This window comes from Streptomyces sp. NPDC058326, assembly GCF_042879855.1.
GTDB lineage: Bacteria > Actinomycetota > Actinomycetes > Streptomycetales > Streptomycetaceae > Streptomyces.
In genome coordinates this window covers 368,940-392,561 of record NZ_JBHVZO010000002.1, presented here as the reverse complement: position 1 = coordinate 392,561, position 23,622 = coordinate 368,940, and the positions used below count along the sequence as shown (strand labels likewise).

Genomic DNA, 23,622 nt, shown 5'->3' with positions numbered 1-23,622 from the left:
CCTGTTCGAGGCATGGTCAGTACCAGTGGGTAACTTTACACCGGCAAACCATGGGATCCCGCACTTCCGGCCCGGCGGCACCTCACCGTCAACACTCCTCCACAGGACTCCCACTGACGAGGTGATAGGTGGCCCGCGCGTCCAGGAGCAGCGGGACGAGCGCGCGCTGCGACTGGCTCAACGGCACGAACACCCCCGCCCCGTCCGGCCGGACGGTGACGCCGTGCAGGGCGAGCTCGTCACCCGCCTCCGCGTACTGCGCGGCGTCCAGCCGGTAACCGCACGGCGGGTCGGCGATGATCTCCGCCGGCTCCGGCGGATCGTTGTCCGCGCCACCGAGGAAGACCGGTCCCCGGTCGGCGAATCCGGCACGCCGGGCGGCGGCGGTGGCGGCCGTGAGCGGGCCTCGCCGCTCCTCGACATAGGCGAAGGCGCCCTCAAGGGCCACGCGTTGAGTGGCGACGCGACGCCGGTGGTTGCGCGCCGGATCGCTCTGCTCGGCCTCGTCGAACGCGTCCACCCGGGTCTCGACGAGCAGACCGGCCGCGTGCTTGATGCCGGCCGTGTTGCGCAGGATCCGCTCCTGGCCGTCTCCGGCGACCTGCTTGAGCGGCTTGCCGGTGAGGGGGTCGGTCCAGATGCCGTAGACGCCGCTGCTGTATCCGGCGAGCCCGGCGGCGGGCCTGACGTAGCTCTCGGAGAGGGTCCGGGACTCGTCGTGGACGTGCGGATCGGCGTCGAGGCTCCGCGGCCAGAGAGCGAGCAGGTCCTTGTCGTAGTACCGGGGGGTGGCCCCGTACTCGTGCAGGTCGTAGACGAGTTCGGGGCGCCGGTCGCGGATCACGGCGGCGACGGCCCGCGCCTCGGCGGTCCGCAGCGCGATGTGGTCGCGGTTGACGTCGACCCCGTCGCCGTTGCCCCGGGTGTCGGCCTCCCGCCCGTCGGGATTGGCGGTCGGAACGACGAGAAGGGTCGTACGGGCGAGGAAGCGCCGGGTCTCCCGGTCCCGGGCATGGGCGAGGTCCCGCACGGTGCTCAGACAGGCCTCGCGGCCCGCGGGCTCGTCGCCGTGCTGGCTGCAGACGAGCAGCACGGTGGTGCGGCCCGTACCGAGGGTGGCGAGCCGGATGGGGCGGCCCTCGGCGGTGGTGCCGATCCGGCGCAGCGACACCCGCTCGCTCGCCCGGTCGACGGCCGCGAGGAAGTCCCGCTCCTCCGCCTCGGTGGTCCACCGGGCGCCCCCGCTCGCCTCGAACCCCGTGCGCGGGAGCGGTTTCGCGGGAGCGCTGTCCGCCGCCTCGGCGGGGACGGTGACGAGCGGCAGGGCGAGGGCGGCGGCGGCCGCCACGAGTCCGAGGGCGCGCCGCGAACTGCGGTGCGCGGTACGAGGCGTCATCGGGCGGCTCCCGCTCCGGGAAGGCGCGGCCCCACGACGGCGGCCGGCGGTTCGGCCCCGCTCAGGGACGGCAGGGCGGTGGGCGAGGGCACGGCCGGGTGCGGGCCCGACGTGGCCCGCGCGAAGGCCGGGGCACCGCCGACCAGCGGCACCTTCGCCCAGGTGCGGGCGAGGTCGAGGGTCAGGGTCGGGATGGTCGACGGGGGGTCGAGCAGATCCTTGTCGGTACCGCCGACGATCAGCGCGAGCCGGTGTCCCGCCGGGACGACATGGTCGGTGGAGGCGAGGTCCAGGGTCATCGTGTACGCCCTGCCGGGGGTCAGCGGCCGCTCCTTGCCCGGGTCGGCCCAGGTGCCGAGATCGGCCCAGCCCCGGCTGACGACCGTGTATCCGACGTCGGCCGTACGGGCCTCCGTCTCCTTGAAGCAGGCGCTGTCTCCGAGGGTGCTCGCGCCCCAGCAGCTGCGGTCGGCGAGGGTGGTGATGCCCTCGCCGGGTGCGCCGTAGTCGCGGATGGTGTCGGGTCCGAGGTCGACGAGGACGGCGGAGAGGTGTGCGGTGGCGGTCGTCGGGGTGGCGGTGACCGTCACCTTCGAGGAGCCGGAGATCCTCAGCTCACGGGAGAGGGGACGGGTGACGAACCCGGCCTTCTCGGGGGTGGCACTGTCGATCCGGGCCGCCCAGTCGAGCTCGCCGAGGGCCGGGTCGTCGGTGAAGGTCACGGTGGAACCGGGGACGGCGGGGGCTCGGCCGAGAACGCCGGGTCCCGCCTCGGCGCCGGGGGCGGGGCGCAGGGTGGTGGCGGCGGTGGTGCGCGGCGGCCAGTGCCGGTCGGTGGTCCAGCGGTCGGGGGCACGCTCGATGTCGGCGACCGGTTCACGGTCGATGCCGTTGTCGTGGCCGAGGAGGTAGTGGTCGAACCAGCGGTGCAGGGTCCGGACCCAGTCGGCGCGCCGGAAGTCGAAGGGGTCGACGTGGCCGGTCTGGGAGAGCCAGATCTTCCGCTCGACCCCGTGGGCGGCGAGCGCGTCCCACCACCGGCCGAACTGTCCGGCCCGCACGTTGAGGTCCTGCTGCCCGTGCACGACGAAGACGCTGGCCCTGACCTTCCCCGCGTTCCGCACGTGGTCGCGCTCGGTCCAGGCGGTGGTCCAGTCGCCGCTGTAGGGGGTGCCGGCGGCGACACGGTCCTGGACGGCGCCGCAACGGGCCTGCGCCTCCGGGCCGTTGACGTACTCGGAGAGCCAGCTCGGGTTGGCGTTGTAGAGAGGGGCCCCCTGGGAGTGGAAGTAGTCGTACCAGGAGGAGATGGCTCCGATCGGGACGATCGTCTTCAGCCCTTCGACGCCGGTGGCGGCGACGCCGTTGGCGACGGTGCCGTCCCAGCTCTTGCCGATCATGCCGACGTTCCCGGTGGTCCAGGTGGTGGCGCGGGCGCGGGTGTCGCCCGTACGGGAGGTGTAGCCGCGTGCCCGGCCGTTCAGCCAGTCGACGACGGCCTTGGCCGACTGGACGTCGGAGCGCCCGCCGACGTCGTCGCAGCCGTCGGAGCGGTTGGTGCCGGCGAGGTCGACGGCGGCGAACGCGTAGCCCCGGGGGACGAAGAAGTTGTCGTAGAAGAGGGGGAACTGGACGGGGTTCCCGTCGGCGTCGTACGTCTTCTTCTGTCCCTCGTTGCCGCGCCCGCAGCAGGCGTAGTACGGGCTGGCGTCCATGATGACCGGGATCTTCCGGCCGGCCGCGGCGGTCTCCCGGGGGCGGACGATGTCGACGGCGACCCGGTCCGCGCGCCCGTCACCGTCGCCGTCGAGTCCGGTGTCGACCCAGACGGACTCGCGGATGGCGTCGGCGAACGAGTGGACGGGCCTCGACTCCCGCACGGAGGCGGTGGAAGGCGCGGCGGGAGCGGCGGTCACCGAGGGCCCGGACGGCTCCGGCTGCGCGACGGCGGGTGTGACCAGGGTCGCGAGCAGGGCGGCGGTGGTCGCGGCCACGAGGGTTCGGTACGGCAGTCGGGCTCCGCGGGTTCTCCGCGTTGGCATCGGCATGGGCGGGAACGTACTCCGGTCGACTCCCGGGCAAAAGAGCGCGTCACCTCCGGGAAGGCCGGGGGCGGGCGGACGGTCTGATCTCCGGTCAGGCCCGGGGGCCGGTTCGGCCATTCCCGCGACGCACTCCCCCGGAGCATGTTGTTGCCGCTATCTTGCTCCGGGCGCGACCGGGGGGCGTGTCCGGCAGGGCGTGCCCCCCGCGCATACGACCTGATGGCGGGGTCGGCCTGCGTTCGGCTCGGTCCCGGAGCGGGATCGAGAGGCGGGATCACCGCCCGTACGGGCGGAAGGGGAGGATCACACATGCGCACCACCACACGGCGGAGCGGCAGACGCTTTCTCTCGGTCGCGGGCACGCTCGCGCTGTCGGTGACGGCTCTGCTGGCCGGCGGCGGGGCGGCCGGCGCCGCCACCGATTCCGCGACCGCGTCCGTGGGAATCCAGGACGCGACGCTCGGCTGGACCTGCGTCGGCCCGTCCTACAACCGCAAGTTCGCCTTCACCGTCAATTCGACGACCGGGGTTCCGGCCGGCAGCACCTGGCGGTTCACCGTCAGCAAGGCCGGTTACCAGGGGCTCCAGGTCCTCTCCGACTCGGCGTACGTGCCGAGTGCTTCGGGCAGCACCGTGCAGGTGAACCTGTCGGCTCCGAGCGGCGTCCCGGCGGCGACCACGGTCACTCTGCAGCCGGTCTACTACCTCGTTCCCACCTCCGGCTACAACACGCTGACGCTCTCCGGCTACGGCGGCTCGGTCAGCTACGCCATGAGCACCGGCAACCGCCCCTGCTGATCGGGGACCCGGCCGAGGGGCCACGGCGCGATCACGCCGTGGCCCTGCCGGCTCGGGCCCGGGGGACACAGGGCGCCGGGGGCCACGGGGGGGCGGAGTGGCTTCCGACGCGGAGGGGTTCATGTCGGCCGAATGGCGATCGTGTGACAGGGGGTCCTCTGGACGTGACGGTGCGTCGGGGCGCTCAATAGGCTCGGACTAAGGACCGACGACCACCCGTGCGTCTTACGTTTCTTATGACTTGGGGAGCACCTGTGCACCGCAGAATCATCGTTCCGAGCGCCCTCGCCGCCTCCCTGCTGCTGGCGATCCCGGCATCGGCGGCCGACTTCGTGCCTGGGGCGGCCGGCATCGGCGACTCCTACTACCCCGCCAGTGGCAACGGCGGCTACGACGTCTCCCACTACGACCTGCGGCTGAAGTACCAGCCCGCGACCGACCTGCTCGAAGGCACGGCGACGATCCTCGCCACGACGAAGCAGAACCTGTCCCGGTTCAACCTCGACCTCGGCCTGAGGGTCAGTGAGGTCCGGGTCAACGGCCGCCTCGCGAGGTTCACCGCCTCGGGCGCCCACGAGCTGGAGGTCACCCCGGCCGTCCCGCTGGAGAAGAACAAGCCGATCTCGGTCGTCGTCCGCTACGCGGGCAAGCCCTCCGAGGTGAAGATCGACGGCTGGACGGCCTGGGCCCGCACCCCGGACGGCGCAGTCGCCGCCCAGGAGCCGGACTCGGCCGTCTGGTGGTTCCCGTCCAACGACCACCCGCTCGACAAGGCCACCTTCGACGTCTCCGTCTCGGTGCCGGACGGCCACCAGGCCATCAGCAACGGCGTGCTGCAGTCGCAGTCCTCGCGGCTCGGCTGGACCCGCTTCAACTGGCGCTCCGACAAGCCGCAGGCGACGTATCTCGCCACGCTCGCCGTCGGCAGGTTCGACATCACGACGGACAGGACGGCGAACGGACTGCCGGTCCTCAACGCGTACAGCAAGGACCTCGGCGGCAACGACGGGGCGGCACGCGCCTCCATCGAGCGCACCACGGAGGTCGCGGAGTGGCTGGAGTCGCTCTTCGGGCCGTATCCCTTCAACTCCCTCGGCGGGTACGTGCCGAACGTGACCAGTGGTTTCGCCCTGGAGACGCAGACCCGGCCGTTCTACAGCCCGCGGCAGTTCGCCAATGGCGCGAACGTGTCGGTGGTCGTCCACGAACTGGCCCACCAGTGGTACGGCGACAGCGTGTCCGTCCGCGACTGGAAGGACATCTGGGTCAACGAGGGCTTCGCCCGGTACAGCCAGTGGCTGTGGTCGGAGAAGGAGGGCGAGGGCACGGCCCAGGAACTGGCGGACTACGTGTACGCCATCCGCACGGCCGAGGACCCGTTCTGGACGGTGAAGCCGGGTGACCCGGGTGCGGAGAACCAGTTCCACATCGCCGTCTACGACCGGGGCGCGCTGGCGCTCCAGGCCCTGCGCAACGAGATCGGCGACGATGACTTCTTCGCGATCCTGAAGGGCTGGCCGCAGGAGTTCGCCTACGGCAACGCGCGGGTCTCCGACTTTGTCCGGTACGCCGAGCGGATCTCCGGGAAGCCGCTGGCCGGGCTCTTCGACACCTGGCTGTACACGCCGTCGAAGCCGTCCGCGTCGACGGCGGCCGCGGCGGGTCTGTCCGCTCCGGCGGCGGGGCCGGCCGCGCGAGCGACGGTGCGGCCGGAGCCCGTGCGGCCGAAGTCGTGGAAGAAGATCGCGGAGACGAACACGATCCACGAGACCGGGGAGCCCCACACGCACTGACCGGCAGGACGACTGGGGGGCACGGTCACCGGGGCCGGGCGGTCACCGGGGCCGTGCGGTCACCGGGGTGCACGGTCACCCGGGTGACCGTGCGATCACCCAGGCTGTACGGTCACCCGGGCCGTACGGTCACCCAGGCCGCACGGTCGCCCGGGCCGTCCGTCAGCGCGGTGCGCGGCGGGCGGTCTCGCGTGCCTTCCTGGCCAGTGGCAGATAGCGCAGCCGCTCCGGAAGGACCGGAACGACGGTCCGGACGACCAGGGCGAACCGGCGCAGGGCGCGCTCCTGTCCCTCCGTCCACTCCAGTCCGATGGCCTCCCGGGCGTCCGGCGGCATCAGGCCGACGGTGAGGAAGGCCCGCAGCCGCAGGAAGGGTCGGCGCAGGACGGGCCAGAGCAGCCGCAGGGCGATCCGGAGCGGCAGCGGGCCCCGGTCGGGGGCGGGGACCGGCTGGTCGGGGTCGAGCAGCTCCCGGACGACGACGGTCGCCTCCAGCTCCTCCGCCAGGACCTTCCGGTAGTACGGCCAGAACTCCTCGATCGTCTGCGGCATGTCACGGTCGTGGATGCCGAGGATCCGGCCGACCTGGAGCCACTCGGCGTACAGCTGCCGCTCCTGCGCCTCGGTGAGGGGGCGGGCGAGGAGACGGAGCCCCCAGGCGTAGACGGGGAAGCCGGTCGCGTGCACCCAGGAGTAGTAGGCGGGGGTGAGTGCGTGGTAACGGCGCCCGTGGGCGTCGGTGCCCTGGATGGTGCGGTGCAGCTCCCGCAGGCGGCGCCCTTCCCGTGCGGCGTCCTCGCCTCCGTAGATCCACAGCTGGACGGAGCGCAGGGAGCGCTCGCCCCGGCCCCAGGGGTCCGTCCGGAAGACGGAGTGCGCGTCCACTCCGGCGCCGATCGCGGGGTGCGCGACCTGCATCGTGAGGGCGGCGGGCAGCATCAGGAGCGCCCGGATGTCGCCGGCGACGCTCCACAGCACCCCGCCGACGGGAGGCGGGGCGGGGTCGGCGGCGGGGCGGTCGGGACGCACACGTTCCATGGGGTTCTCCTCACCCTCAAGGCTGCCACCCACGACGAAGGGGCCGGCACCCGGGTCCTGTGGTCCCGGTGACGGCCCCTTGCGAGGAGGACGGATCAGGCGCGGTCGGCGCCGACCGGCTCGCCGACGATACGGGCGGCGAGGGCGTGGGCCCAGGCGTCGACGTCCGCGGTGAGCTCGCGCTCGGCGGCGGCGCGCTCGGCGGCGATCTTCTCCGCACCGGCCGCGAGAATCGCCTCACGCTCGGCGTTGCCCTCGGCGCGGGCGGCGGCGATGGCGACCGAGCCCTCCTCGACGGCCTTGGAGCGGATACGGGCGGCCTCGTGGCGGGCGTCGGCGAGCTCCGCCTCGTACTGCTCACGGATCTGCGTGGCCTCGGAGCGCAGGTCGTCGGCGCGCTCGGTGCCGCCGTCGATGGCGTCCTCGCGCTCGTCGAGGGTCCGACGGATCTTCGGCAGGATGCCCTTCGCCAGGATGAGGAAGGTGAGTCCGAACAGCACCAGGCCGAGGATGAGCTCGGCCCAGACGGGGTTGAGCGGACCGAGGTCCATCTTGAAGATCGTTGAGTTGCTCGCGAGGGTCATGCGCGCATTCTACCTGGACAGAAACACCACAAATCAGACAAGGGCTGGAGAGTTGGCGTGCTTGTGCGAGCCCGGCAAGATTCCCGGCACCCAGAGGCTACCGGAAGGTAACCACGGCTGATTGTATGTGCGGCGCCAGGTCAACCCCCCACACCCTCATGGGAGTTCACGTGTCGTTCGCCGCGTTCCGCCGCACCCCCGGCGCCGCCCTTTCCCTCGCGCTCGCCGCGGCCACCCTGGCGGCGACCGCGCCGGGCGCGACCGCCGCCTCCGCGACGGCCGCCGAGACCCCGCGCCTGAAGGTACTTTCCTATAACGCGTTCCTGTTCTCGAAGACGCTGTACCCGAACTGGGGCCAGGACCACCGGGCCAAGGCGATCCCCGCCGCCTCCTTCTTCCAGGGGCAGGACGTCGTCGTCCTCCAGGAGGCCTTCGACAACTCCGCGTCGGACGCGCTCAAGGCGAACGCCGCCGCGCAGTACCCGCACCAGACGCCCGTCGTGGGCCGGAGCAAGAGCGGCTGGGACGCCACCGGCGGCGCCTACTCCACGACCACGCCCGAGGACGGCGGGGTGACGATCCTCAGCAAGTGGCCGATCGTCCGCAAGGAGCAGTACGTCTACAAGGACGCCTGCGGCGCCGACTGGTACTCGAACAAGGGCTTCGCGTACGCCGTCCTCGATGTGAACGGCAGCCGGGTCCACGTGGTCGGCACCCACGCCCAGTCCACCGACCCGGGCTGCTCGGCGGGTGAGGCGGCGCAGATGCGCAGCCGCCAGTTCAAGGCCATGGACGCCTTCCTCGACGCCAAGAACATCCCGGCGAACGAGCAGGTGATCGTCGCGGGCGACATGAACGTCGACTCACACACGCCCGAGTACGGCACGATGCTCGCCGACGCGGGCCTGGCCGGTGCCGACGCGCGCACGGGTCACCCGTACTCCTTCGACACCGACCTGAACTCGATCGCCTCCGAGCGCTACCCGGACGACCCGCGCGAGGACCTCGACTACGTCCTCCACCGGGCCGGGAACGCCCGCCCCGCCGGCTGGACCAACCACGTGATCCTGGAGCAGAGCGCCCCCTGGACGGTCTCCAGCTGGGGCACGCGGTACACGTACACCAACCTCTCCGACCACTACCCGGTCACCGGGTTCTGACCCGGCCGGCGGCGGGGCCGGATCAGAACCCGTAGCCGCCGAAGAGGCTGTAGAGCCAGGCACCGAGCACCCCGGCGACACAGAGCAGCACGACGAAGGAACCTAGGCTCGTGTGCCGCTGCCTGCGGGGGCGGCCGGGGCGGGCGGCCCGCGCCGCCCGACCCGGCTTGCTCCGCTTCCCGGACGTCCCCGCTCGCGGGGCGGAGGCCGGCTCGGCGTCCGCGGCGACGTCGGCGAGCAGCCGGCGGCACACCGTCGCGAGCTCCGCCGTCCCCGCCGTCAGATCGACGACCACCTCGGTCCTGGCGGGGGCGGTGGTCCCGCCGTCGAGGAGCCGCCCCGCGCGCAGCAGCGCCTGGTCCTTGCCCCCGGTCGGACCGAGGCTGATCCAGCGCCCCACATGCTCGCCCCGTATCACCACACCGCCGCCCCGCTCCCGGTAGACGGTGTGCTCCCGCCACAGGACTCCGGCCAATTCGTGGGCCGTCTCCCTGAGTTGCGTGTACATCTGACTCCCCTGTTCCCAGTCCCCCGGTCCGAACAGCCGCAGACTCTAGCCGCCACCCGCCGAACCCCCGATCACACCCCGGCCCCGCGCCCCTTACGCACCGAAGTCGTACACGCTGACCGGTATCCCGCGCGCCACAAGCCGACGCGTGACCAGGGGCTCGATCCGCTCCCAGGACCCTCCGGCGAGTCCACAACCGATACGCGGCATATGAACAGAGGCCCCCAGCTCTGCCGCCCTGTCGGCGAGCAGCCCGAGTGCCGCGTCGATCGCTTCGTACCGCACGGGCACACCGGTGCTGCGACCGGTGCGTATCCCCCGCTGGCCCACCAGATTGGCCACCCAGACGTACTGCTCGACCTGGACGAGCTGGACGGCTCCGAGGCCGAAGTCGTTCCGCGAGCGCTCGCGGTGCCACCGCCGGTAGGCGGCCTCCGGCTTCCTCCAGCGGCGCGAGACCGCCGCGACGAAGCCCTTGCCCCAGCCGCCGATGTCGTTGCAGACATGAGCGACGATCTTGACGCCCTTGCCCTGCGGCGCGGTGGCGTCCCCCTGGACGTACGTGATGCCGGTCATGTCGATCACGCTACGCGGCGCCACTGACAACGCGGCCCCGCCGGAAGGTTCACCGGCGGGGCGCGGAGCGGCGGTTACGGGCGGGTGTAGCGGCGGATGCGGTAGCGGAGGGTGGTGGTGGAGTGGTGCCAGTCGGTGTCCGACGTGAGGTGCCAGGCCGGGTCGAGGGGCGGGGCGTAGGTGTCGCCCGTCACCGGGGTGTCGACCTCCGTCACCGAGAGGGTCCTCGCGTACGGCAGGGCGGCGCGGTAGATCTCGCCGCCGCCGATCACCCAGGCCGCGCCCGTCGGCTCCGGGGAGTCCGCCGCGAGGGCGAGGGCCGCGTCGACGGATCCGGCGCGCTCCGCGCCCTCGGCCGTCCACCGCGGGTCGCGCGTCACCACGATGTTCCGCCTGCCGGTGAGCGGACGGAAGCGCGCGGGCAGCGAGTCCCAGGTCTTGCGTCCCATGATCACGGGGTGGCCGAGGGTGGTGGCCTTGAAGTGGGCCATGTCCTCGGGGAGGCGCCACGGGATCGCGTTGTCCGCCCCGATCACCCCGTCGGAGCTCTGCGCCCAGATCAGTCCGATGTCCATGCCGCCGTCGCTCATACCGCGACCGGGGCCTTGATCGCCGGGTGGTGCCGGTAGTCCACGATCTCCACGTCCGCGAAGGTGTAGTCGAAGATCGAGTCGGCCTTGTGGAGGCGCAGCTCGGGGAAGTCGTACGGGGTGCGCGAGAGCTGCTCGGTGACCTGCTCGACGTGGTTGTCGTAGATGTGGCAGTCGCCGCCGGTCCAGATGAAGTCACCCGGTTCGAGCCCCGTCTGCTGCGCCACCATGTGGGTGAGGAGGGCGTAGCTGGCGATGTTGAACGGCACGCCGAGGAAGAGGTCCGCGCTGCGCTGGTACAGCTGGCAGGAGAGCCTGCCGTCGGCGACGTAGAACTGGAAGAAGGCGTGGCAGGGGGCGAGCGCCATCCGGTCCAGTTCGGCGACGTTCCACGCGGAGACGATCATCCGGCGGGAGTCGGGGTCGTCGCGCAGGGTGTCGAGGACCTGGCTGATCTGGTCGATGTGCCGGCCGTCGGGGGTCGGCCAGGACCGCCACTGCACGCCGTAGACCGGACCGAGCTCGCCGTCCGCGTCGGCCCACTCGTCCCAGATGCTGACGCCGTGCTCCCGCAGCCAGCCGACGTTCGAGTCTCCGCGCAGGAACCACAGGAGCTCATAGACGATGGACTTGAGGTGCACCTTCTTGGTGGTGACCAGCGGGAACCCCTGCGAGAGGTCGTAGCGGAGCTGGTGTCCGAAGACGCTCCGGGTCCCCGTTCCCGTCCGGTCGGCCTTGGCCGTCCCGGAGGTGAGCACCAGTTTCAACAGGTCTTCGTACTGTGTATCCGCCACGGAAGTGGAGTTTACTGCCGGCCCGGGGCGCGCCGTACCCTCAGCCGCCGGTGACGGTGGTGCGCGGGGTCTCGTCGATGCGCAGGGCGAGGACGGATCCGCCGCCGGGTGATCGCCCCGATCACCCACTTCGCCGGAGCCGCTCGCGAGCCTGCCGGCCCTGGCGACCGTGTCGAGTCACGCGGGCGCGGTCTACGCCGGCCCGCTGGATCCGACCCCGGCCGAGCCGCCGATTCCGAGGCCGTCGTACACCGTCAGCGCCATCTGGCACGGAAGCTTCGCCGGCCACCCGGCCCACCTGTGGCTCCGCCGGCTCGTCGACGGCACGGCTCGCGCGGAGCTCTGGGGAGCCGTCGGCCCGCGCTCTTTTACAGCGATGGTGAGACAGCAATACTGTTCAAGAGACCCGGACCGGCGGGTCGACCGCACGGGAAGTGAGGGCACCTCGGATGGGCGTCGGGAGCGGCGGGACGGATGGGCCGGGCGAGGACGGGCACGTGGCGCGTACGAGCCCTCCGGACGCGGACGTGCCGAGTTATACCGTCGACGAGCTCGCCGCGCGGGCCGGGGTCACCGTGCGGACCGTGCGGTTCTACGGGACCCGGGGACTGCTGCCGCCCCCCGTCATCGGTCCGCGGCGGGTCGGGCACTACGGGCCGGCGCATCTGTCGCGGCTCGCGCTCATCGAGGAGCTCCAGCGGCAGGGCATGACGCTCGCGGCGATCGAGCGGTACGTGGAGCAGCTGCCGCCGGACCTCAGCGCCCAGGACCTCGCCATCCACCGGGCCCTGGTGGCCTCCTGGGCCCCCGAGTCCGCCGAGGACATCAGCCGGCGCGACCTGGAACGGCGCGCCGGGCGGGCGCTGACGGAGCAGGACATCGACCGGCTGGCCGCGATGGGCGTCCTCGAACGCGCCGAGGACGCCGGGGACACCGACACCTTCCGGCTGGACGGGGCGCTGCTGCGGCTCGGTGTGGAGATGCTCGACGTGCCGATCGAGCACGAGACGATCCTCGCCTCCCGGACCGTGCTCCTGGAGCACGCGCGCGCCGCCGCCCAGGAGCTGTCACGGCTCTTCCAGGAGCGGGTGTGGAGCCCGTACCGGGAGAGCGGGGAGGACCCGGACCACCTGAGCGCCATGCGGTCGCTCTCGGCACATATGCAGCCGATCGTGGTCCAGGCCCTCGTCACCGCCTTCCAGCGCTCACTGAGCGAGGAGCTGCGGGCCGCGTTCAGGAGTCGCTGAACACCTCGCCGCGCTCGGCCTTCTCCACCAGGAGGGCGGGCGGGGTGAACCGCTCGCCGTACGTCTCGGCCAGCTCGCGCGCGCGGGCCGTGAAGCCGGCGACCCCGCCCTCGTAGCCGTTGACGTACTGGAGGACGCCGCCGGTCCAGGCCGGGAAGCCGATGCCCATGATGGAGCCGATGTTGGCGTCGGCGACCGAGGTCAGGACGCCCTCTTCGAGGAGCCGGACGGTGTCCAGGGCCTCGGCGAAGAGCATCCTCTCCTGCATGTCGCGGAACGGGATCTCGTACCCGGGCTTGGTGAAGTGCTCGCGGAGGCCCGGCCACAGCCCGGCCCGCTTGCCGTCCTGGCCGTACTCGTAGAAGCCCGCGCCGCCGCTCCGTCCGGGCCGTCCGAACTCGTCGACCATGCGGTCGATCACGGCCTCGCCGGGGTGGGTGGTCCAGGTGCCGCCGGCCTCCTCGACCGCCCGCTTCGTCTCGTTGCGGATCTTGCGGGGCAGGGTCAGGGTCAGCTCGTCCATCAGGGAGAGGACCTTGGCGGGGTAGCCGGCCTGGGCGGCGGCCTGCTCGATCGAGGCGGGCTCGATGCCCTCGCCGAGCATGGCGACGCCCTCGTTGATGAAGTGGCCGATCACACGCGAGGTGAAGAAGCCGCGCGAGTCGTTGACGACGATGGGCGTCTTGTTGATCTGCCGGACCAGGTCGAACGCGCGGGCCAGGGCCTCGTCGCCGGTCCGCTCGCCCTTGATGATCTCGACGAGCGGCATCTTGTCGACGGGCGAGAAGAAGTGGAGGCCGATGAAGTCGGCCTGGCGCTCCACGCCCTCGGCGAGGACGGAGATCGGCAGGGTGGAGGTGTTGGAGCAGAGCAGCGCGTCGGGTGCGACGACGCCCTGGATCTCCTGGAAGACCTTGTGCTTGAGCGCGGTGTCCTCGAAGACCGCCTCGATCACCGCGTCACAGCCGGCCAGGGCCTGGACGTCGGAGGTCGGGGTGATGCGGGCGAGGAGCGCGTCGGCCTTCGCCTGGGTGGTCCGGCCACGGGAGACGGCCTTGGCGCAGAGCGCCTCCGAGTAGGCCTTGCCCTTCGCGGCGGACTCGGCGGAGACGTCCTTGAGGACGACCTCGATGCCGGCGCGGGCGCAGGAGTACGCGATGCCGGCGCCCATCATGCCGGCGCCGAGGACGGCGACCTTGCGGACCTGGCGGGCCTCGACGCCCTTGGGACGGCTGGCGCCGGAGTTGACGGCCTGGAGGTCGAAGAAGAACGCCTGGATCATGTTCTTCGCGGTCTGGCCGATGACGAGCTCGGTGAAGTAGCGGGACTCGATGACGGCCGCGGTCTCGAAGTCGACCTGGGAGCCCTCGACGGCGGCGGCCATGATGGCGCGGGGCGCCGGGTAGGGGGCTCCGCCCAGCTGCTTGCGCAGGTTGGCCGGGAAGGCCGGCAGGTTGGCGGCGAACTTCGGGTTCGACGGGGTGCCGCCCGGGATCCGGTGGCCCGGGACGTCCCAGGGCTGGCGGGACTCGGGGTGCGCGTCGATGAAGGCGATGGCCTTGTCCATCATCTCCTCGGGGGTGGCGGCCACCTCGTGGACGAGGCCGTTGTCGAGGGCGCGCTTCGGGGTGTACTGGGTGCCCTGGAGCAGCACCTTGAGCAGGGCGTCGGTGATGCCCATGAGGCGTACGGTACGGGCGATGCCACCGCCGCCCGGCAGCAGACCGAGGGTGACCTCGGGCAGGCCGATCTTGGAGCCGGGCGCGTCGAGCGCGACGCGGTGGTGGGAGGCGAGCGCGATCTCGTAACCGCCGCCGAGCGCCGCGCCGTTGATCGCGGCGACGACCGGCTTGCCGAGGGTCTCGATGCGGCGCAGCGCCTTCTTCATCTCCATGGCGGCGTCGAAGATGGACTCGGCGTGCTCGGGGCCCGCCTTGACCATGTCCTTGAGGTCGCCGCCGGCGAAGAAGGTCTTCTTGGCGGAGGTGTAGATGACGCCGCGGATGGAGTCCTTCTCGGCCTCCAGGCGGTCGGCGACGGCGGTGATGGAGGCCCGGAAGGCCTGGTTCATGGTGTTGGCGGACTGGTCGGGGTCGTCCAGGACGAGGGTGACGATCCCGGTCGCGTCCTGCTCCCAGCGGATGGTGGTGCGCTCGCTCATGACTGATGCTTCTCCGTTTGAGGGGTTCGGACGGGACGGTCAGACGCGCTCGACAACGGTGGCGATGCCCATGCCGCCGCCCACGCAGAGGGTGGCGAGGCCGTAGCGCTTGTCCTGCCGCTCCAGCTCGTCGACGAGGGTGCCGAGGATCATCGCGCCGGTGGCGCCGAGCGGGTGGCCGAGCGCGATGGCTCCGCCGTTGACGTTGACCTTGTCCAGGGAGATCCCCATGTCCTTGACGAAGCGCAGGACGACGGCCGCGAAGGCCTCGTTGATCTCGACCAGGTCGATGTCGTCGATGGTGAGGCCGGCCTTGGCGAGCGCCTTGCGGGTCGCGGGGGCGGGGCCGGTGAGCATGATGGTCGGCTCGGATCCGGAGACGGCGGCCGAGACGATACGGGCGCGCGGGGTCAGTCCGTTCCGCTCGCCGGCCTCCCTGGAGCCGATGGCGACGAGGGAGGCGCCGTCGACGATGCCCGAGGAGTTGCCCGCGTGGTGGACGTGGTCGATCTCCTCGATCCAGTGGTACTTCTGCAGGGCGACGGCGTCGAAGCCGCCGAGCTCGCCGATGTCGGCGAAGGACGGCTTGAGCCGGGCGAGGGAGTCGGCGGTGGTGCCGGGGCGCAGGTGCTCGTCGTGGTCGAGGACGACGAGGCCGCTGCGGTCCTTCACGGGGACGAGCGAGCGGGCGAACCGCCCGTCCTTCACGGCCGTGGCGGCCCGCTCCTGGGAGAGCTCCGCGTACTCGTCGACGTCGCGGCGGGTGAAGCCCTCGATAGTGGCGATGAGGTCGGCGCCGATGCCCTGCGGGACGAAGTTGGTGTCGAGGTTCGTCATCGGGTCGGAGAACCAGGCGCCGCCGTCGGAGGCCATCGGCACGCGGGACATGGACTCGACGCCGCCGGCGAGGACGAGGTCCTCCCAGCCGGAGCGGACCTTCATCGCGGCCATGTTGACCGCTTCGAGGCCGGAGGCACAGAAGCGGTTCTCCTGGACTCCGGCGACGGTGTCGGGGAGTCCGGCGGCGATGGCCGCGATGCGGGCGATGTCGGAGCCCTGGTCGCCGACGGGGCCGACGACTCCGAGGACGATGTCGTCGATGGTGGCCGGGTCGAGGCCGGGGTTGCGGGTCTGGATCTCCCGGATCAGGCCGACGACCAGGTCGATGGGCTTGGTGCCGTGCAGGGAGCCGTTGGCCTTGCCGCGTCCGCGCGGGGTGCGGATCGCGTCGTACACATACGCTTCGGTGCTCACGGAAAGCCTTTCGCGAGGGGTGAGGGTGGTGTGCGTGGGGCGGGGAGGTCAGCCGAGGAGGGAACGGCCGATGATCTCCTTCATGATCTCGGTGGTGCCGCCGTAGATGGTCTGGATCCGGCCGTCGGTGTAGGCGCGGGCGACCGGGAATTCGCTCATGTAGCCGTATCCGCCGTGCAGTTGCAGGCAGCGGTCGGCCACCCGCTTCTGGAGTTCCGTCGCCCACCACTTGGCCATGGAGGCGTGGACGGCGTCGAGTCCCCCTTCGTTGTGCTCGGTGACGCACCTGTCGACGAAGGTCCGGGTGACGGCGCACTCGGTGGCCATCTCGGCGATCTCGAAGCGGATGTGCTGGAGCTTGGCGAGGGGCCGGCCGAAGGCCTCCCGCTCCTTGACGTACCGGGTGGTGATCTCCAGGAGGTGCTCGGCGCCCGCGATGCCCGCGACGGCGATGGCGAGGCGTTCCTGGGCGAGGTTGGTCATGAGGTGGACGAAGGCGCCGTTGAGTTCGCCGAGGAGGTTCTCCTTGGGGACGCGGACGTCGTGGAAGAACAGCTCGGCGGTGTCCTGGGACTTCTGGCCGATCTTGTCCAGGTTCCGGCCGCGTTCGAAGCCCTCGGCGCCGCGCTCGACGACGAGGAGGGAGAGTCCGTGCGCCCCGCCCTCGGGGGTGGTGCGGGCGACGACGACCACGAGGTCGGCGAGGATGCCGTTGGAGATGAAGGTCTTGGAGCCGTTGAGGATCCAGTGGTCGCCGTGGTCCTCGGCGGTGGTACGGATTCCCTGGAGGTCGGAACCCGCGCCGGGTTCGGTCATGGCGATGGCCGTGACGATCTCGCCCGAGCAGAACCCGGGCAGCCAGCGCCGCTTCTGCTCCTCGGTGCCGAGAGAGGTGAGATAGGGGCCGATGATGTCGTTGTGGAGGCCGATGGCGAGGCCGGGGGCGCCGGCCCGGGTGAACTCCTCGGCGAGGACGGCGCCGTAACGGAAGTCGGGGTTGCCGCCGCCTCCGTACTCCTCGTCGACGGCGAGGCCGAGCAGCCCCTGCCGTCCCGCGGCGAGCCAGACCTCGCGGGAGACGATGCCGTCCTTCTCCCACTGCGCGTAGTGGGGCAGCACCTCCTTCTCCAGGAAGGTGCGGACCGTGGAGCGGAAGGCCTCGTGGTCGGCGGTGTAGAGCTGACGCTTCATGCTTCGGTCTCCTGGGTCTTCAAGGCGGGTACGGCCCAGTCACGGGCGACGGCGGCGGTGTCGGCACCGGGCAGGGCGGGGCCTGTACGGAGCGTGCCGGGAGTGGCGGAGAATCGCGGGGCGGGGGCGGGCTGGGCGGTTCCGTCCCGTTCGACGAAGGTGGCGCGGGCCGCGAGGTGTGGGTGCGCGGGTGCCTCGCGGAGGGAGAGGACCGGAGCGACGCAGGCGTCGGAACCCTCGAAGACGGAGCTCCACTCCTCGCGGGTACGGCTCCGGAAACGCTCGGCGACGGCCTCGCGCAGTTCGGGCCAGCGGGAGAGGTCCCGGCGCGCCGGTGCGGCCTCCTCGACGCCGAGGAGGCGGACGAACTCCGCGTAGAACTGCTCCTCCAGCGCGCCGACCGCCATGTGGCCGCCGTCGGAGGTCTCGTAGACGCCGTAGAAGGGGCAGCCGCCGTCGAGGAGGTTGACGCCCCGCCGGTCCTGCCAGCCGCCGGCCGCGAGCATGCCGTGGATCATGGTGGTGAGGTGTGCGGTGCCGTCCACGATGGCGGCGTCGACGACCTGGCCCTCGCCGTGGGCGCGGGCGTGCTGGAGCGCGGCGAGGACGCCGATGACGAGGTAGAGGGAGCCGCCGGCGTAGTCGCCGACGAGGTTGGCGGGGACGGTGGGCGGGCCGTCCGGGTCGGGGCCGATCATGCCGAGCGCGCCGGTGATCGCGATGTAGCCGATGTCGTGGCCCGCGGTCGCCGCGAGCGGCCCGTCCTGGCCCCAGCCGGTCATCCGCCCGTAGACGAGGCGCGGGTTGCGGGCGAGGCAGGTGTCGGGGCCGACGCCGAGCCGCTCGGCGACGCCGGGCCGGTAGCCCTCGATCAGGATGTCGGCGCGCTCGACCAGATCGAGCACGGTGGCCGGGCCGCCGTCGGCCTTGAGGTCGACGAGGACGGAGCGCTTGTTGCGGTTGGTGAGGTCGCGGGCCGGGTCGATACCGAGGCCGGGACCACCGGGTCGGTCGACGCGGACGACGTCGGCGCCGAGGTCGGCCAGGAGCATCGCGGCGAACGGGCCGGGGCCGATGCCGGCGAGTTCGACCACGCGTACCCCGGTGAGCGGGCCGTTCCCGGCGGTGTGCGTCGTGCTCATCGAGCCCCCAGACGTGTGTGACACCAATGATGTAACACCGGAGATGCTAGGAACGTGTTCCACTCGGCACAAGCCCCCCGGCCGAGCAAGCGCTTGGAAATGAGGAGGGCCGGGGCGCGGGCCGGGCTCCGGCGGGGACCCGCTATCCTCCGCCGACGACGACAACCGCGCGCGGCGGCGCGGCACGGCCGAAACGAGGGGCTGTATGGAGACAGGGGCGGGCGTGGGACGCGAGGACCGGGCCGGGACGGATGCGGTCGCGGAGGCCGCGAGCGCACCCGAGGGCGGGGCCGGGACGGATCCAGCGCCCGAGACGGGGCCTGCGGGGCGGGAGCGCGGGGCGAGGCCGTACGACGTGGTCCTCTTCGGCGCGACCGGGTTCGTGGGCGAGCTCACCGCCGCGTATCTGGCCGAGCACGCTCCCACGGAGTGCCGATGGGCGCTCGCGGGCCGCGACAGGACCGGGCTGACCGCCCTGCGCGAGCGCCTCGCCGCCCGGTGGCCGCACTGCGCCGACCTGCCGCTCGTCGTCGCCGACGCCGCCGATCCCGGCTCCCTGCGCGAACTCGCCGAGTCCGCCCGGGTGGTGGCGACCACCGTCGGCCCCTATGTCTGGTACGGCGACGGGCTCGTGGCCGCCTGCGCGGAGGCCGGAACGGACTGTGTGGACCTCACCGGCGAGGCCGAGTTCGTCGACCTGACGTACGTGCGGCACGACGCGCGCGCCCGGGAGACCGGCGCCCGGATCGTGCACGCCTGCGGATTCGACTCCGTCCCGCACGACCTGGGGGTGTACTTCACCGTCCAGCAGCTCCCGGAAGGCGTACCCCTCCGAGTCGACGGCTTCGTCCGCGCCGGGGCGACCTTCTCCGGGGGTACGTTCGCGTCCGCGCTGACCGCGTTCGGCCGAGGCCGGGAGATCCTGCGGGCCGCGCACGAACGACGGCTTCACGAACCGCGGTTGGTGGGCCGCCGGGCCCGGGCGCCACTGGGCGGGCCGCGCTTCAGCCGGGAGACGGGGACCTGGGCGCTGCCGCTGCCGACGCTCGACCCGCAGGTGGTGGCGCGTTCGGCCGCGGCCCTCGACCGGTACGGGCCGGACTTCCGCTACCGGCACTACGCCTCCGTGAAGACGCTCCCCATGGCGCTCGGCGGCGCCGCAGCGGTCGGCGCGAGCGTGACGGCGGCCCAACTGCCGCCGCTCCGCGCGTGGCTGATGGAGCGTTACCAGGCCGGTCAGGGGCCGTCCGCGGAACGGCGCGCCCGCAGCTGGTTCTCGGTGCGTTTCGTCGGCGAGGGTGGCGGACGCCGGGTCTTCACCGAGGTGTCGGGCGGCGATCCGGGGTACGACGAGACCGCGAAGATGCTTGCCGAGTCGGCCCTCTGCCTCGCCTTCGACCCGCTCCCGAAGACGGCGGGCCAGGTGACGACGGCGGCGGCGATGGGCGACGCGCTCACCGCGCGACTGAGGGCGGCGGGGATCCGGTTCCGGGTGGCGCACCGCGGCTGAGCGCACCCGCCGACGGATGGAAGTGCCCGGGGAAGGGGCGTACCCGCGTCCCGCGAGGGCTCAGGGGCGTACGAGACGGAAGGGGTGCCCGGCCGGGTCGGCGTAGACGCGCCAGGCCGGGTCGCCTCCCCCGTCGTCCAGCCCTCCCCCGCCGAGCGGTACGGCCCCGAGCGCGAGGACGGCGTCGTGGGCGGCGTCCAGGTCGTCGACCCGCACGTCGAGGTGGAACTGCTGCTCGGGCGCGCCCCACACGGGCGGGCGGTGGTCGGCCACGCCCTGGAAGGCGAGGGCCTGCCCGCTGTCGCCGCGCAGCACGGCGGAGCCCTCGCCGACGGCCCACCGGGGATCCGGGCTCTCGACCTGACCCCCAATCAGCTTCCGGTAGAACTCGGCGAGTCCCCGGGCGTCCGGGCAGTCGAGGACGAGGCAGCGGAGCCGCCCGATCACGTCAGGATCCAGGCGCCGAGGACGTACAGCATGGCGCAGACCCAGGCCAGGGCGACGAGGCCGGCACCGGCGAGGACGAGGTTCAGGCCGCGTCCGGCGGAACGCGGCGGAGCGGAAAGGGGTGTTGTCATGGGCAGCACTCTGCCGGGGCCGTGCCACGGCCCGGTATCCGTACAGGTACTCAGCTTGTTCCTTACCTCGCGCCGTGTCGGACGGCCGCGCGGCGGGGCGAATTTCAGTGGTGCGTCCGGGGGAGACTGGTCAGACTCGCGGCATGACAGCGAAGATCAGCCGTATCAACCCCGATCAGTTGCATGAGACGCCGGGCTACCACCACATCACCGTGGTGGAGGCCGGCCGAACGGCTTATCTGGCGGGGCAGTGTCCCCTCGACCAGGACGGCTCTCTCGTCGGGGCGGGCTCCCTCGACGCGCAGGTCGATCAGGTCGTCGTGAACGCACTCGCCGCCCTCGCGGCGGTGGATGCTCAGCCGCAGCACGTGGTGCGTTCGGTGATCTACGTGCGGAGCGACGACAGGGAGGACCTGGGCCTCGCCTGGCACCGGCTCACTGCTTCCCCCCTCGGTCCGGCCTTCACGTCCGCCAGCACGCTCTTGGGGATCGCGCAGCTGGGCTTCGCAGGGCAGCTGGTCGAGGTGGACCTCACCGTCGCGCTGCCCGACTGAGCGGTCCTCACGCCTGGAAACGGTCCGGCCCGTGCGCCGAAACCCGACTGGCGCGGCCCCGGGCACCCGCTCGGCTCGCCGGAGTCTGTTTCACCCGGTGGTCAGGTCGCGGTGGGGAGTCCTGCCGTCGGGAGGCTGTCGGTGCCATCGGATTTGCTCGGGGCGGTTGGTGACCCGCTGCCGCGTGTCGCCACCGACCCGGTCCGGCCTTGAGGAACAAGCTCAGACGTCCCCGTCCCTCCGCGGCTCAGACGTCCCCAGCGCCTCCTTCAGCGCGCGGCGGCAGAGGGAGTCGGCGTGGCGGGTGGTTTCCGGGATGCGGTAGCGCGGGGTGAGCCGGAGGGTGTGTGCGCAGGCGTTGGCGAGGGAGACCCGGTGGCCGACGGAGACGAACACGGGCTTCACCCCGGCCTGGGTACGCAGGGCCCGCCCCACCTCCTCGCCGTCGGCCAGGAGGGGGGCGAAGTCGCCGCGCGCGGAGCCGGGTCGCTCGTACGTGAAGGTGAAGGGGTTCTTCGCGACGCCGATGGAGGGGCGGCCGGTGAGTACCCCAAGGTGGCTGGCGAGCCCGAAGCGGCGGGGGTGGGCGAGGCCGTAGCCGTCGCAGACGAGGAGGCCGGGGTCGGCGGTGAGGCCGCCGAGCGCGGCGAGGACGGTCGGGATCTCGCGGAAGGCGAGGAGCCCGGGGACGTACGGGAACGAGACCCGGCCGACCGCCGTGGCCTCCTCGACGACCTCCAGGGTCCGCGCGTCGAGGACGACGGCCGCCGCGGCGACGAGGTCGCGCTCGTCGTCGTAGGCCACGTCGAGCCCCGTGACATGTCCCTCGCCGGGCTCCGGCCCCTCCTCGTCGTGTACGAGACTCCCGCGCAGCTGCTGCTGGACGGCTCGGGCGGCGGTCTCGTCGGCGGGCCAGCCCGCCGGAATCTCGATGATCGTCATGATGCGGGCCACCCTATGGCCGGCCGTGGAGCGGTGCGTCCGGGGGCCGGGACGTCCCGGCGGGGCCGGGAGAGCACCGGGTAGCCTGGCGATCATGTTCGTACTGGAATTGACCTACACCGCGCCCGTCGAGCGGGTCGACGCGCTGCTCGACGCGCACGTCGAATGGCTCGACGCGCAGTACGCCGCCGGTGTGTTCGTCGCCTCGGGGCGGAAGAACCCGCGCGACGGCGGCGTGATCCTGGCCGCCGGGGTCGACCGCGCGGAGATCGAGAAGATCACGGCGGCCGACCCGTTCAGCACCGAGGGCGTGTGCGCGTACCGGATCACCGAGTTCTACGCGACCAAGACGGCCGAGGGCCTCGCCGCGTACCGGGAGCAGCTGCCCTCCTGACCCTCCTCGCCCGGTGACCGGCGGGCCGGGCGCCACGACCCTCCCTCGCCGGTGACCGGCGGACCGGGCACTCCGGCCCTCCTCCGTCAGTGACCGGCGAGCCGGGCGATCCGGCCCTTCTCGCCGGAGGCCCAGCAGGAGCCGTCGGACGTGCAGTCCACCGTGTCGTACGAGCCGGTGTCGACCGTGCGCCAGGTCCGGCCGCCGTCGGTGGTCAGGTCCGTGCCCGTCGGGCCGACGGCGAGCGCCGCGCTCCTGCTGTGCGGGAGCCAGGTGACGCCGGAACGGTAGGCGGGCGGCGGTGTGGCCGAGGCCCGCCAGCCGCGGCCGCCGTCGCCGGTGACCGCGGCGGCCCGCGGGGACGGCTGGTCCTTGCGGTAGTCGCCGCCGACGGCGATGCCGTGCGCGCGGTCGCGGAACGCGAGCCCGAAGACGCCACGGGCCGGGTCGCCCGCCGGTACGGGTGAGACGGTGGCGGTCCAGGTCAGCCCCCGGTCGGCGGAGTGGAGCACGCGCGCGGTGGCGCCGCCGCCCGTCGCCAGCCACACGTCGCGGGGTCCGGCCGACACCAGGCACTGGCCGCTCGCCGCGAAGCCCGCCTCGCCGGGGAGCGCGTCCGGCATCCCGGCGTCGGGCAGGACGTGCCAGGAGCGGCCGCCGTCGCGGGTGGAGAGAATGCGGTACTTCCCGTCGACCGGGTCGCTCATGGCGAGTCCGTGCCGGCGGTCGAAGAAGGTCATGCAGTCGTAGAAGGCGCGCGGGTCGGTGTTGCGGAAGGACTCGGTCCAGGTGGCGCCGCCGTCCTCGGTGCGCAGCACACGCGAGGCCTCGCCCTCCCCGATGGCGAGGACGACGGCCCGGTGGGCGTCGAAGGCCTCCATGTCGCGGAACTCCAGCCCGGCCGCGCCCGGCGGCGAGACGTCCTGCCAACTCCGGCCGCCGTCGGTGGTGCGCAGCACCGTGCCCCGGGAGCCGGCCGCCCAGGCGGTGCGGCGGTCGACCGCCGCGAGGCCGCGGAAGCGGGCGTCGGTGCCGGTCGGCGTCAGCTGCCAGCCGGCCGTCGCCCCGTCGGCCGGTGTCGGCCGCCCACCGCTCGCGGCCGTGTCGGTCGCCCCCTGGTGCCGGGCGGCGGCCGCCGTGTCGGCGCCAGTCGGTGCCTGCTGCCGGTCGGTCGCGGCCGTGGGGGTCTCCCCGGCGCGCGCCGGGGCGGTCAGGGTCAGCGCCAGCGCCGCCCCGATCAGCCCCACCGACATCATTCGTCTCGTCTTGCCCATGGACGTCATGGCGCCGGAAGCTAGTGCCCCGAGCCGCTCCCCGTCCAGGGTGCGTACCCCCAACACCCGTCCCGCGGCGGTGACATGACCGTC

The 23,622-nt window shown here is 72.5% G+C and carries 23 protein-coding genes; 7 read left to right on the top strand and 16 right to left on the bottom strand.

Annotation, left to right across the window (positions count from 1 at the left end; genetic code table 11):
* Positions 1 to 88: 88 nt before the first annotated feature.
* Both ACFVYX_RS04570 and ACFVYX_RS04565 read right to left on the bottom strand, forming a co-directional pair.
* A complete protein-coding gene (locus ACFVYX_RS04570) occupies positions 89 to 1,396 on the bottom strand; it encodes a M14 family metallocarboxypeptidase (RefSeq protein ID WP_389679820.1) in 1,308 nt (435 codons plus the stop codon).
* Complete coding sequence (locus ACFVYX_RS04565) at positions 1,393 to 3,444, bottom strand: Xaa-Pro dipeptidyl-peptidase (protein ID WP_389679819.1); 2,052 nt, start codon at positions 3,442 to 3,444, stop codon at positions 1,393 to 1,395. Before ACFVYX_RS04565 ends, ACFVYX_RS04570 begins: the two co-directional genes overlap by 4 nt.
* 306 nt (positions 3,445 to 3,750) lie before the next feature.
* On the opposite strand from ACFVYX_RS04565, the gene ACFVYX_RS04560 reads away from it, so the two are divergent.
* On the top strand, positions 3,751 to 4,239 hold the full coding sequence (locus ACFVYX_RS04560; protein WP_389679818.1) for a hypothetical protein: 489 nt from the start codon (positions 3,751 to 3,753) through the stop codon (positions 4,237 to 4,239).
* Between the two features lie 254 nt (positions 4,240 to 4,493).
* The gene (locus ACFVYX_RS04555; protein WP_389679817.1) at positions 4,494 to 6,032 is read left to right on the top strand and encodes a M1 family metallopeptidase; all 1,539 of its coding nucleotides are present in this window, start codon (positions 4,494 to 4,496) and stop codon (positions 6,030 to 6,032) included.
* A gap of 162 nt (positions 6,033 to 6,194) precedes the next feature.
* On the opposite strand, the gene ACFVYX_RS04550 is transcribed toward ACFVYX_RS04555, so the two are convergent.
* Positions 6,195 to 7,070 carry an oxygenase MpaB family protein gene (locus tag ACFVYX_RS04550; protein WP_389679816.1) on the bottom strand — a complete coding sequence of 292 codons (876 nt, stop codon included), beginning with the start codon at positions 7,068 to 7,070 and terminating at the stop codon, positions 6,195 to 6,197.
* A 95-nt stretch (positions 7,071 to 7,165) separates the two neighbouring features.
* Positions 7,166 to 7,654: a hypothetical protein gene (locus tag ACFVYX_RS04545; RefSeq protein WP_389679815.1), complete on the bottom strand. Its 489-nt coding sequence runs from the start codon at positions 7,652 to 7,654 to the stop codon at positions 7,166 to 7,168.
* Between the two features lie 158 nt (positions 7,655 to 7,812).
* Between ACFVYX_RS04545 and sph the strand changes: the two genes are divergently transcribed.
* Positions 7,813 to 8,814, top strand: a complete 1,002-nt coding sequence (gene sph / locus ACFVYX_RS04540) for a sphingomyelin phosphodiesterase (protein ID WP_389679814.1) — start codon at positions 7,813 to 7,815, stop codon at positions 8,812 to 8,814.
* Between the two features lie 22 nt (positions 8,815 to 8,836).
* On the opposite strand, the gene ACFVYX_RS04535 is transcribed toward sph, so the two are convergent.
* From ACFVYX_RS04535 to ACFVYX_RS04520, 4 genes are all read right to left on the bottom strand, one after another.
* Positions 8,837 to 9,322 (bottom strand): hypothetical protein, encoded by a 486-nt coding sequence (locus tag ACFVYX_RS04535; protein ID WP_389679813.1) that lies wholly within the window; start codon positions 9,320 to 9,322, stop codon positions 8,837 to 8,839.
* A 93-nt stretch (positions 9,323 to 9,415) separates the two neighbouring features.
* Complete coding sequence (locus tag ACFVYX_RS04530) at positions 9,416 to 9,898, bottom strand: macro domain-containing protein (RefSeq protein WP_389679812.1); 483 nt, start codon at positions 9,896 to 9,898, stop codon at positions 9,416 to 9,418.
* A gap of 74 nt (positions 9,899 to 9,972) precedes the next feature.
* Positions 9,973 to 10,473: a dihydrofolate reductase gene (locus ACFVYX_RS04525; RefSeq protein ID WP_389680045.1), complete on the bottom strand. Its 501-nt coding sequence runs from the start codon at positions 10,471 to 10,473 to the stop codon at positions 9,973 to 9,975.
* An 11-nt stretch (positions 10,474 to 10,484) separates the two neighbouring features.
* On the bottom strand, positions 10,485 to 11,282 hold the full coding sequence (locus ACFVYX_RS04520) for a thymidylate synthase (protein WP_389679811.1): 798 nt from the start codon (positions 11,280 to 11,282) through the stop codon (positions 10,485 to 10,487).
* A 497-nt stretch (positions 11,283 to 11,779) separates the two neighbouring features.
* Here ACFVYX_RS04520 and ACFVYX_RS04515 point away from each other — a divergent pair, with 497 nt between their 5' ends.
* Positions 11,780 to 12,529 (top strand): MerR family transcriptional regulator, encoded by a 750-nt coding sequence (locus ACFVYX_RS04515; protein WP_389679810.1) that lies wholly within the window; start codon positions 11,780 to 11,782, stop codon positions 12,527 to 12,529.
* Here ACFVYX_RS04515 and ACFVYX_RS04510 read toward each other — a convergent pair.
* The 4 genes from ACFVYX_RS04510 to ACFVYX_RS04495 are packed head-to-tail and all read right to left on the bottom strand — an operon-like array spanning position 12,516 to position 18,277.
* On the bottom strand, positions 12,516 to 14,690 hold the full coding sequence (locus tag ACFVYX_RS04510; protein ID WP_389679809.1) for a 3-hydroxyacyl-CoA dehydrogenase NAD-binding domain-containing protein: 2,175 nt from the start codon (positions 14,688 to 14,690) through the stop codon (positions 12,516 to 12,518). The two genes, ACFVYX_RS04515 and ACFVYX_RS04510, sit on opposite strands and share 14 nt — an antisense overlap.
* A 39-nt stretch (positions 14,691 to 14,729) precedes the next feature.
* A complete protein-coding gene (locus tag ACFVYX_RS04505) occupies positions 14,730 to 15,944 on the bottom strand; it encodes an acetyl-CoA C-acetyltransferase (RefSeq protein WP_389679808.1) in 1,215 nt (404 codons plus the stop codon).
* A 48-nt stretch (positions 15,945 to 15,992) separates the two neighbouring features.
* The gene (locus tag ACFVYX_RS04500; protein ID WP_389679807.1) at positions 15,993 to 17,135 is read right to left on the bottom strand and encodes an acyl-CoA dehydrogenase family protein; all 1,143 of its coding nucleotides are present in this window, start codon (positions 17,133 to 17,135) and stop codon (positions 15,993 to 15,995) included.
* A complete protein-coding gene (locus tag ACFVYX_RS04495) occupies positions 17,132 to 18,277 on the bottom strand; it encodes a CaiB/BaiF CoA transferase family protein (RefSeq protein ID WP_389679806.1) in 1,146 nt (381 codons plus the stop codon). Before ACFVYX_RS04495 ends, ACFVYX_RS04500 begins: the two co-directional genes overlap by 4 nt.
* 205 nt (positions 18,278 to 18,482) lie before the next feature.
* Here ACFVYX_RS04495 and ACFVYX_RS04490 point away from each other — a divergent pair, with 205 nt between their 5' ends.
* Positions 18,483 to 19,787, top strand: coding sequence for a saccharopine dehydrogenase family protein (locus tag ACFVYX_RS04490; protein ID WP_389679805.1), 1,305 nt, complete (start codon positions 18,483 to 18,485; stop codon positions 19,785 to 19,787).
* A gap of 60 nt (positions 19,788 to 19,847) precedes the next feature.
* Here ACFVYX_RS04490 and ACFVYX_RS04485 read toward each other — a convergent pair whose 3' ends face one another.
* Both ACFVYX_RS04485 and mmpA read right to left on the bottom strand, forming a co-directional pair.
* On the bottom strand, positions 19,848 to 20,234 hold the full coding sequence (locus tag ACFVYX_RS04485) for a VOC family protein (protein WP_389679804.1): 387 nt from the start codon (positions 20,232 to 20,234) through the stop codon (positions 19,848 to 19,850).
* A complete protein-coding gene (gene mmpA / locus ACFVYX_RS04480) occupies positions 20,231 to 20,365 on the bottom strand; it encodes a morphogenic membrane protein MmpA (protein ID WP_389679803.1) in 135 nt (44 codons plus the stop codon). The genes ACFVYX_RS04485 and mmpA overlap by 4 nt, the downstream gene beginning before the upstream one ends.
* A gap of 143 nt (positions 20,366 to 20,508) precedes the next feature.
* On the opposite strand from mmpA, the gene ACFVYX_RS04475 reads away from it, so the two are divergent.
* Complete coding sequence (locus ACFVYX_RS04475; RefSeq protein ID WP_389679802.1) at positions 20,509 to 20,919, top strand: RidA family protein; 411 nt, start codon at positions 20,509 to 20,511, stop codon at positions 20,917 to 20,919.
* 222 nt (positions 20,920 to 21,141) lie between these two features.
* Here the strand turns inward: ACFVYX_RS04475 and ACFVYX_RS04470 are convergent, their stop codons facing one another.
* Positions 21,142 to 21,861 carry an endonuclease V gene (locus tag ACFVYX_RS04470; RefSeq protein WP_389679801.1) on the bottom strand — a complete coding sequence of 240 codons (720 nt, stop codon included), beginning with the start codon at positions 21,859 to 21,861 and terminating at the stop codon, positions 21,142 to 21,144.
* Between the two features lie 94 nt (positions 21,862 to 21,955).
* Between ACFVYX_RS04470 and ACFVYX_RS04465 the strand changes: the two genes are divergently transcribed.
* Positions 21,956 to 22,255 (top strand): YciI family protein, encoded by a 300-nt coding sequence (locus tag ACFVYX_RS04465; protein WP_389679800.1) that lies wholly within the window; start codon positions 21,956 to 21,958, stop codon positions 22,253 to 22,255.
* An 86-nt stretch (positions 22,256 to 22,341) separates the two neighbouring features.
* Here the strand turns inward: ACFVYX_RS04465 and ACFVYX_RS04460 are convergent, their stop codons facing one another.
* Entirely contained in the window at positions 22,342 to 23,538 is a 1,197-nt protein-coding gene (locus tag ACFVYX_RS04460) for a WD40/YVTN/BNR-like repeat-containing protein (protein ID WP_389679799.1), read from the bottom strand.
* Between the last annotated feature and the right edge of the window lie 84 nt (positions 23,539 to 23,622).

Bases quoted from the DNA above. Each gene is read 5' to 3' on its own strand.
- ACFVYX_RS04570 (WP_389679820.1), bottom strand. From the start codon at position 1,396: ATGACGCCTCGTACCGCGCACCGCAGTTCGCGGCGCGCCCTCGGACTC.
- ACFVYX_RS04565 (WP_389679819.1), bottom strand. From the start codon at position 3,444: ATGCCGATGCCAACGCGGAGAACCCGCGGAGCCCGACTGCCGTACCGA.
- ACFVYX_RS04560 (WP_389679818.1), top strand. From the start codon at position 3,751: ATGCGCACCACCACACGGCGGAGCGGCAGACGCTTTCTCTCGGTCGCG.
- ACFVYX_RS04550 (WP_389679816.1), bottom strand. From the start codon at position 7,070: ATGGAACGTGTGCGTCCCGACCGCCCCGCCGCCGACCCCGCCCCGCCT.
- ACFVYX_RS04545 (WP_389679815.1), bottom strand. From the start codon at position 7,654: ATGACCCTCGCGAGCAACTCAACGATCTTCAAGATGGACCTCGGTCCG.
- sph (WP_389679814.1), top strand. From the start codon at position 7,813: ATGGGAGTTCACGTGTCGTTCGCCGCGTTCCGCCGCACCCCCGGCGCC.
- ACFVYX_RS04535 (WP_389679813.1), bottom strand. From the start codon at position 9,322: ATGTACACGCAACTCAGGGAGACGGCCCACGAATTGGCCGGAGTCCTG.
- ACFVYX_RS04530 (WP_389679812.1), bottom strand. From the start codon at position 9,898: ATGACCGGCATCACGTACGTCCAGGGGGACGCCACCGCGCCGCAGGGC.
- ACFVYX_RS04525 (WP_389680045.1), bottom strand. From the start codon at position 10,473: ATGGACATCGGACTGATCTGGGCGCAGAGCTCCGACGGGGTGATCGGG.
- ACFVYX_RS04510 (WP_389679809.1), bottom strand. From the start codon at position 14,690: ATGAGCGAGCGCACCACCATCCGCTGGGAGCAGGACGCGACCGGGATC.
- ACFVYX_RS04500 (WP_389679807.1), bottom strand. From the start codon at position 17,135: ATGAAGCGTCAGCTCTACACCGCCGACCACGAGGCCTTCCGCTCCACG.
- ACFVYX_RS04495 (WP_389679806.1), bottom strand. From the start codon at position 18,277: ATGAGCACGACGCACACCGCCGGGAACGGCCCGCTCACCGGGGTACGC.
- ACFVYX_RS04490 (WP_389679805.1), top strand. From the start codon at position 18,483: ATGGAGACAGGGGCGGGCGTGGGACGCGAGGACCGGGCCGGGACGGAT.
- mmpA (WP_389679803.1), bottom strand. From the start codon at position 20,365: ATGACAACACCCCTTTCCGCTCCGCCGCGTTCCGCCGGACGCGGCCTG.
- ACFVYX_RS04475 (WP_389679802.1), top strand. From the start codon at position 20,509: ATGACAGCGAAGATCAGCCGTATCAACCCCGATCAGTTGCATGAGACG.
- ACFVYX_RS04470 (WP_389679801.1), bottom strand. From the start codon at position 21,861: ATGACGATCATCGAGATTCCGGCGGGCTGGCCCGCCGACGAGACCGCC.
- ACFVYX_RS04465 (WP_389679800.1), top strand. From the start codon at position 21,956: ATGTTCGTACTGGAATTGACCTACACCGCGCCCGTCGAGCGGGTCGAC.
- ACFVYX_RS04460 (WP_389679799.1), bottom strand. From the start codon at position 23,538: ATGACGTCCATGGGCAAGACGAGACGAATGATGTCGGTGGGGCTGATC.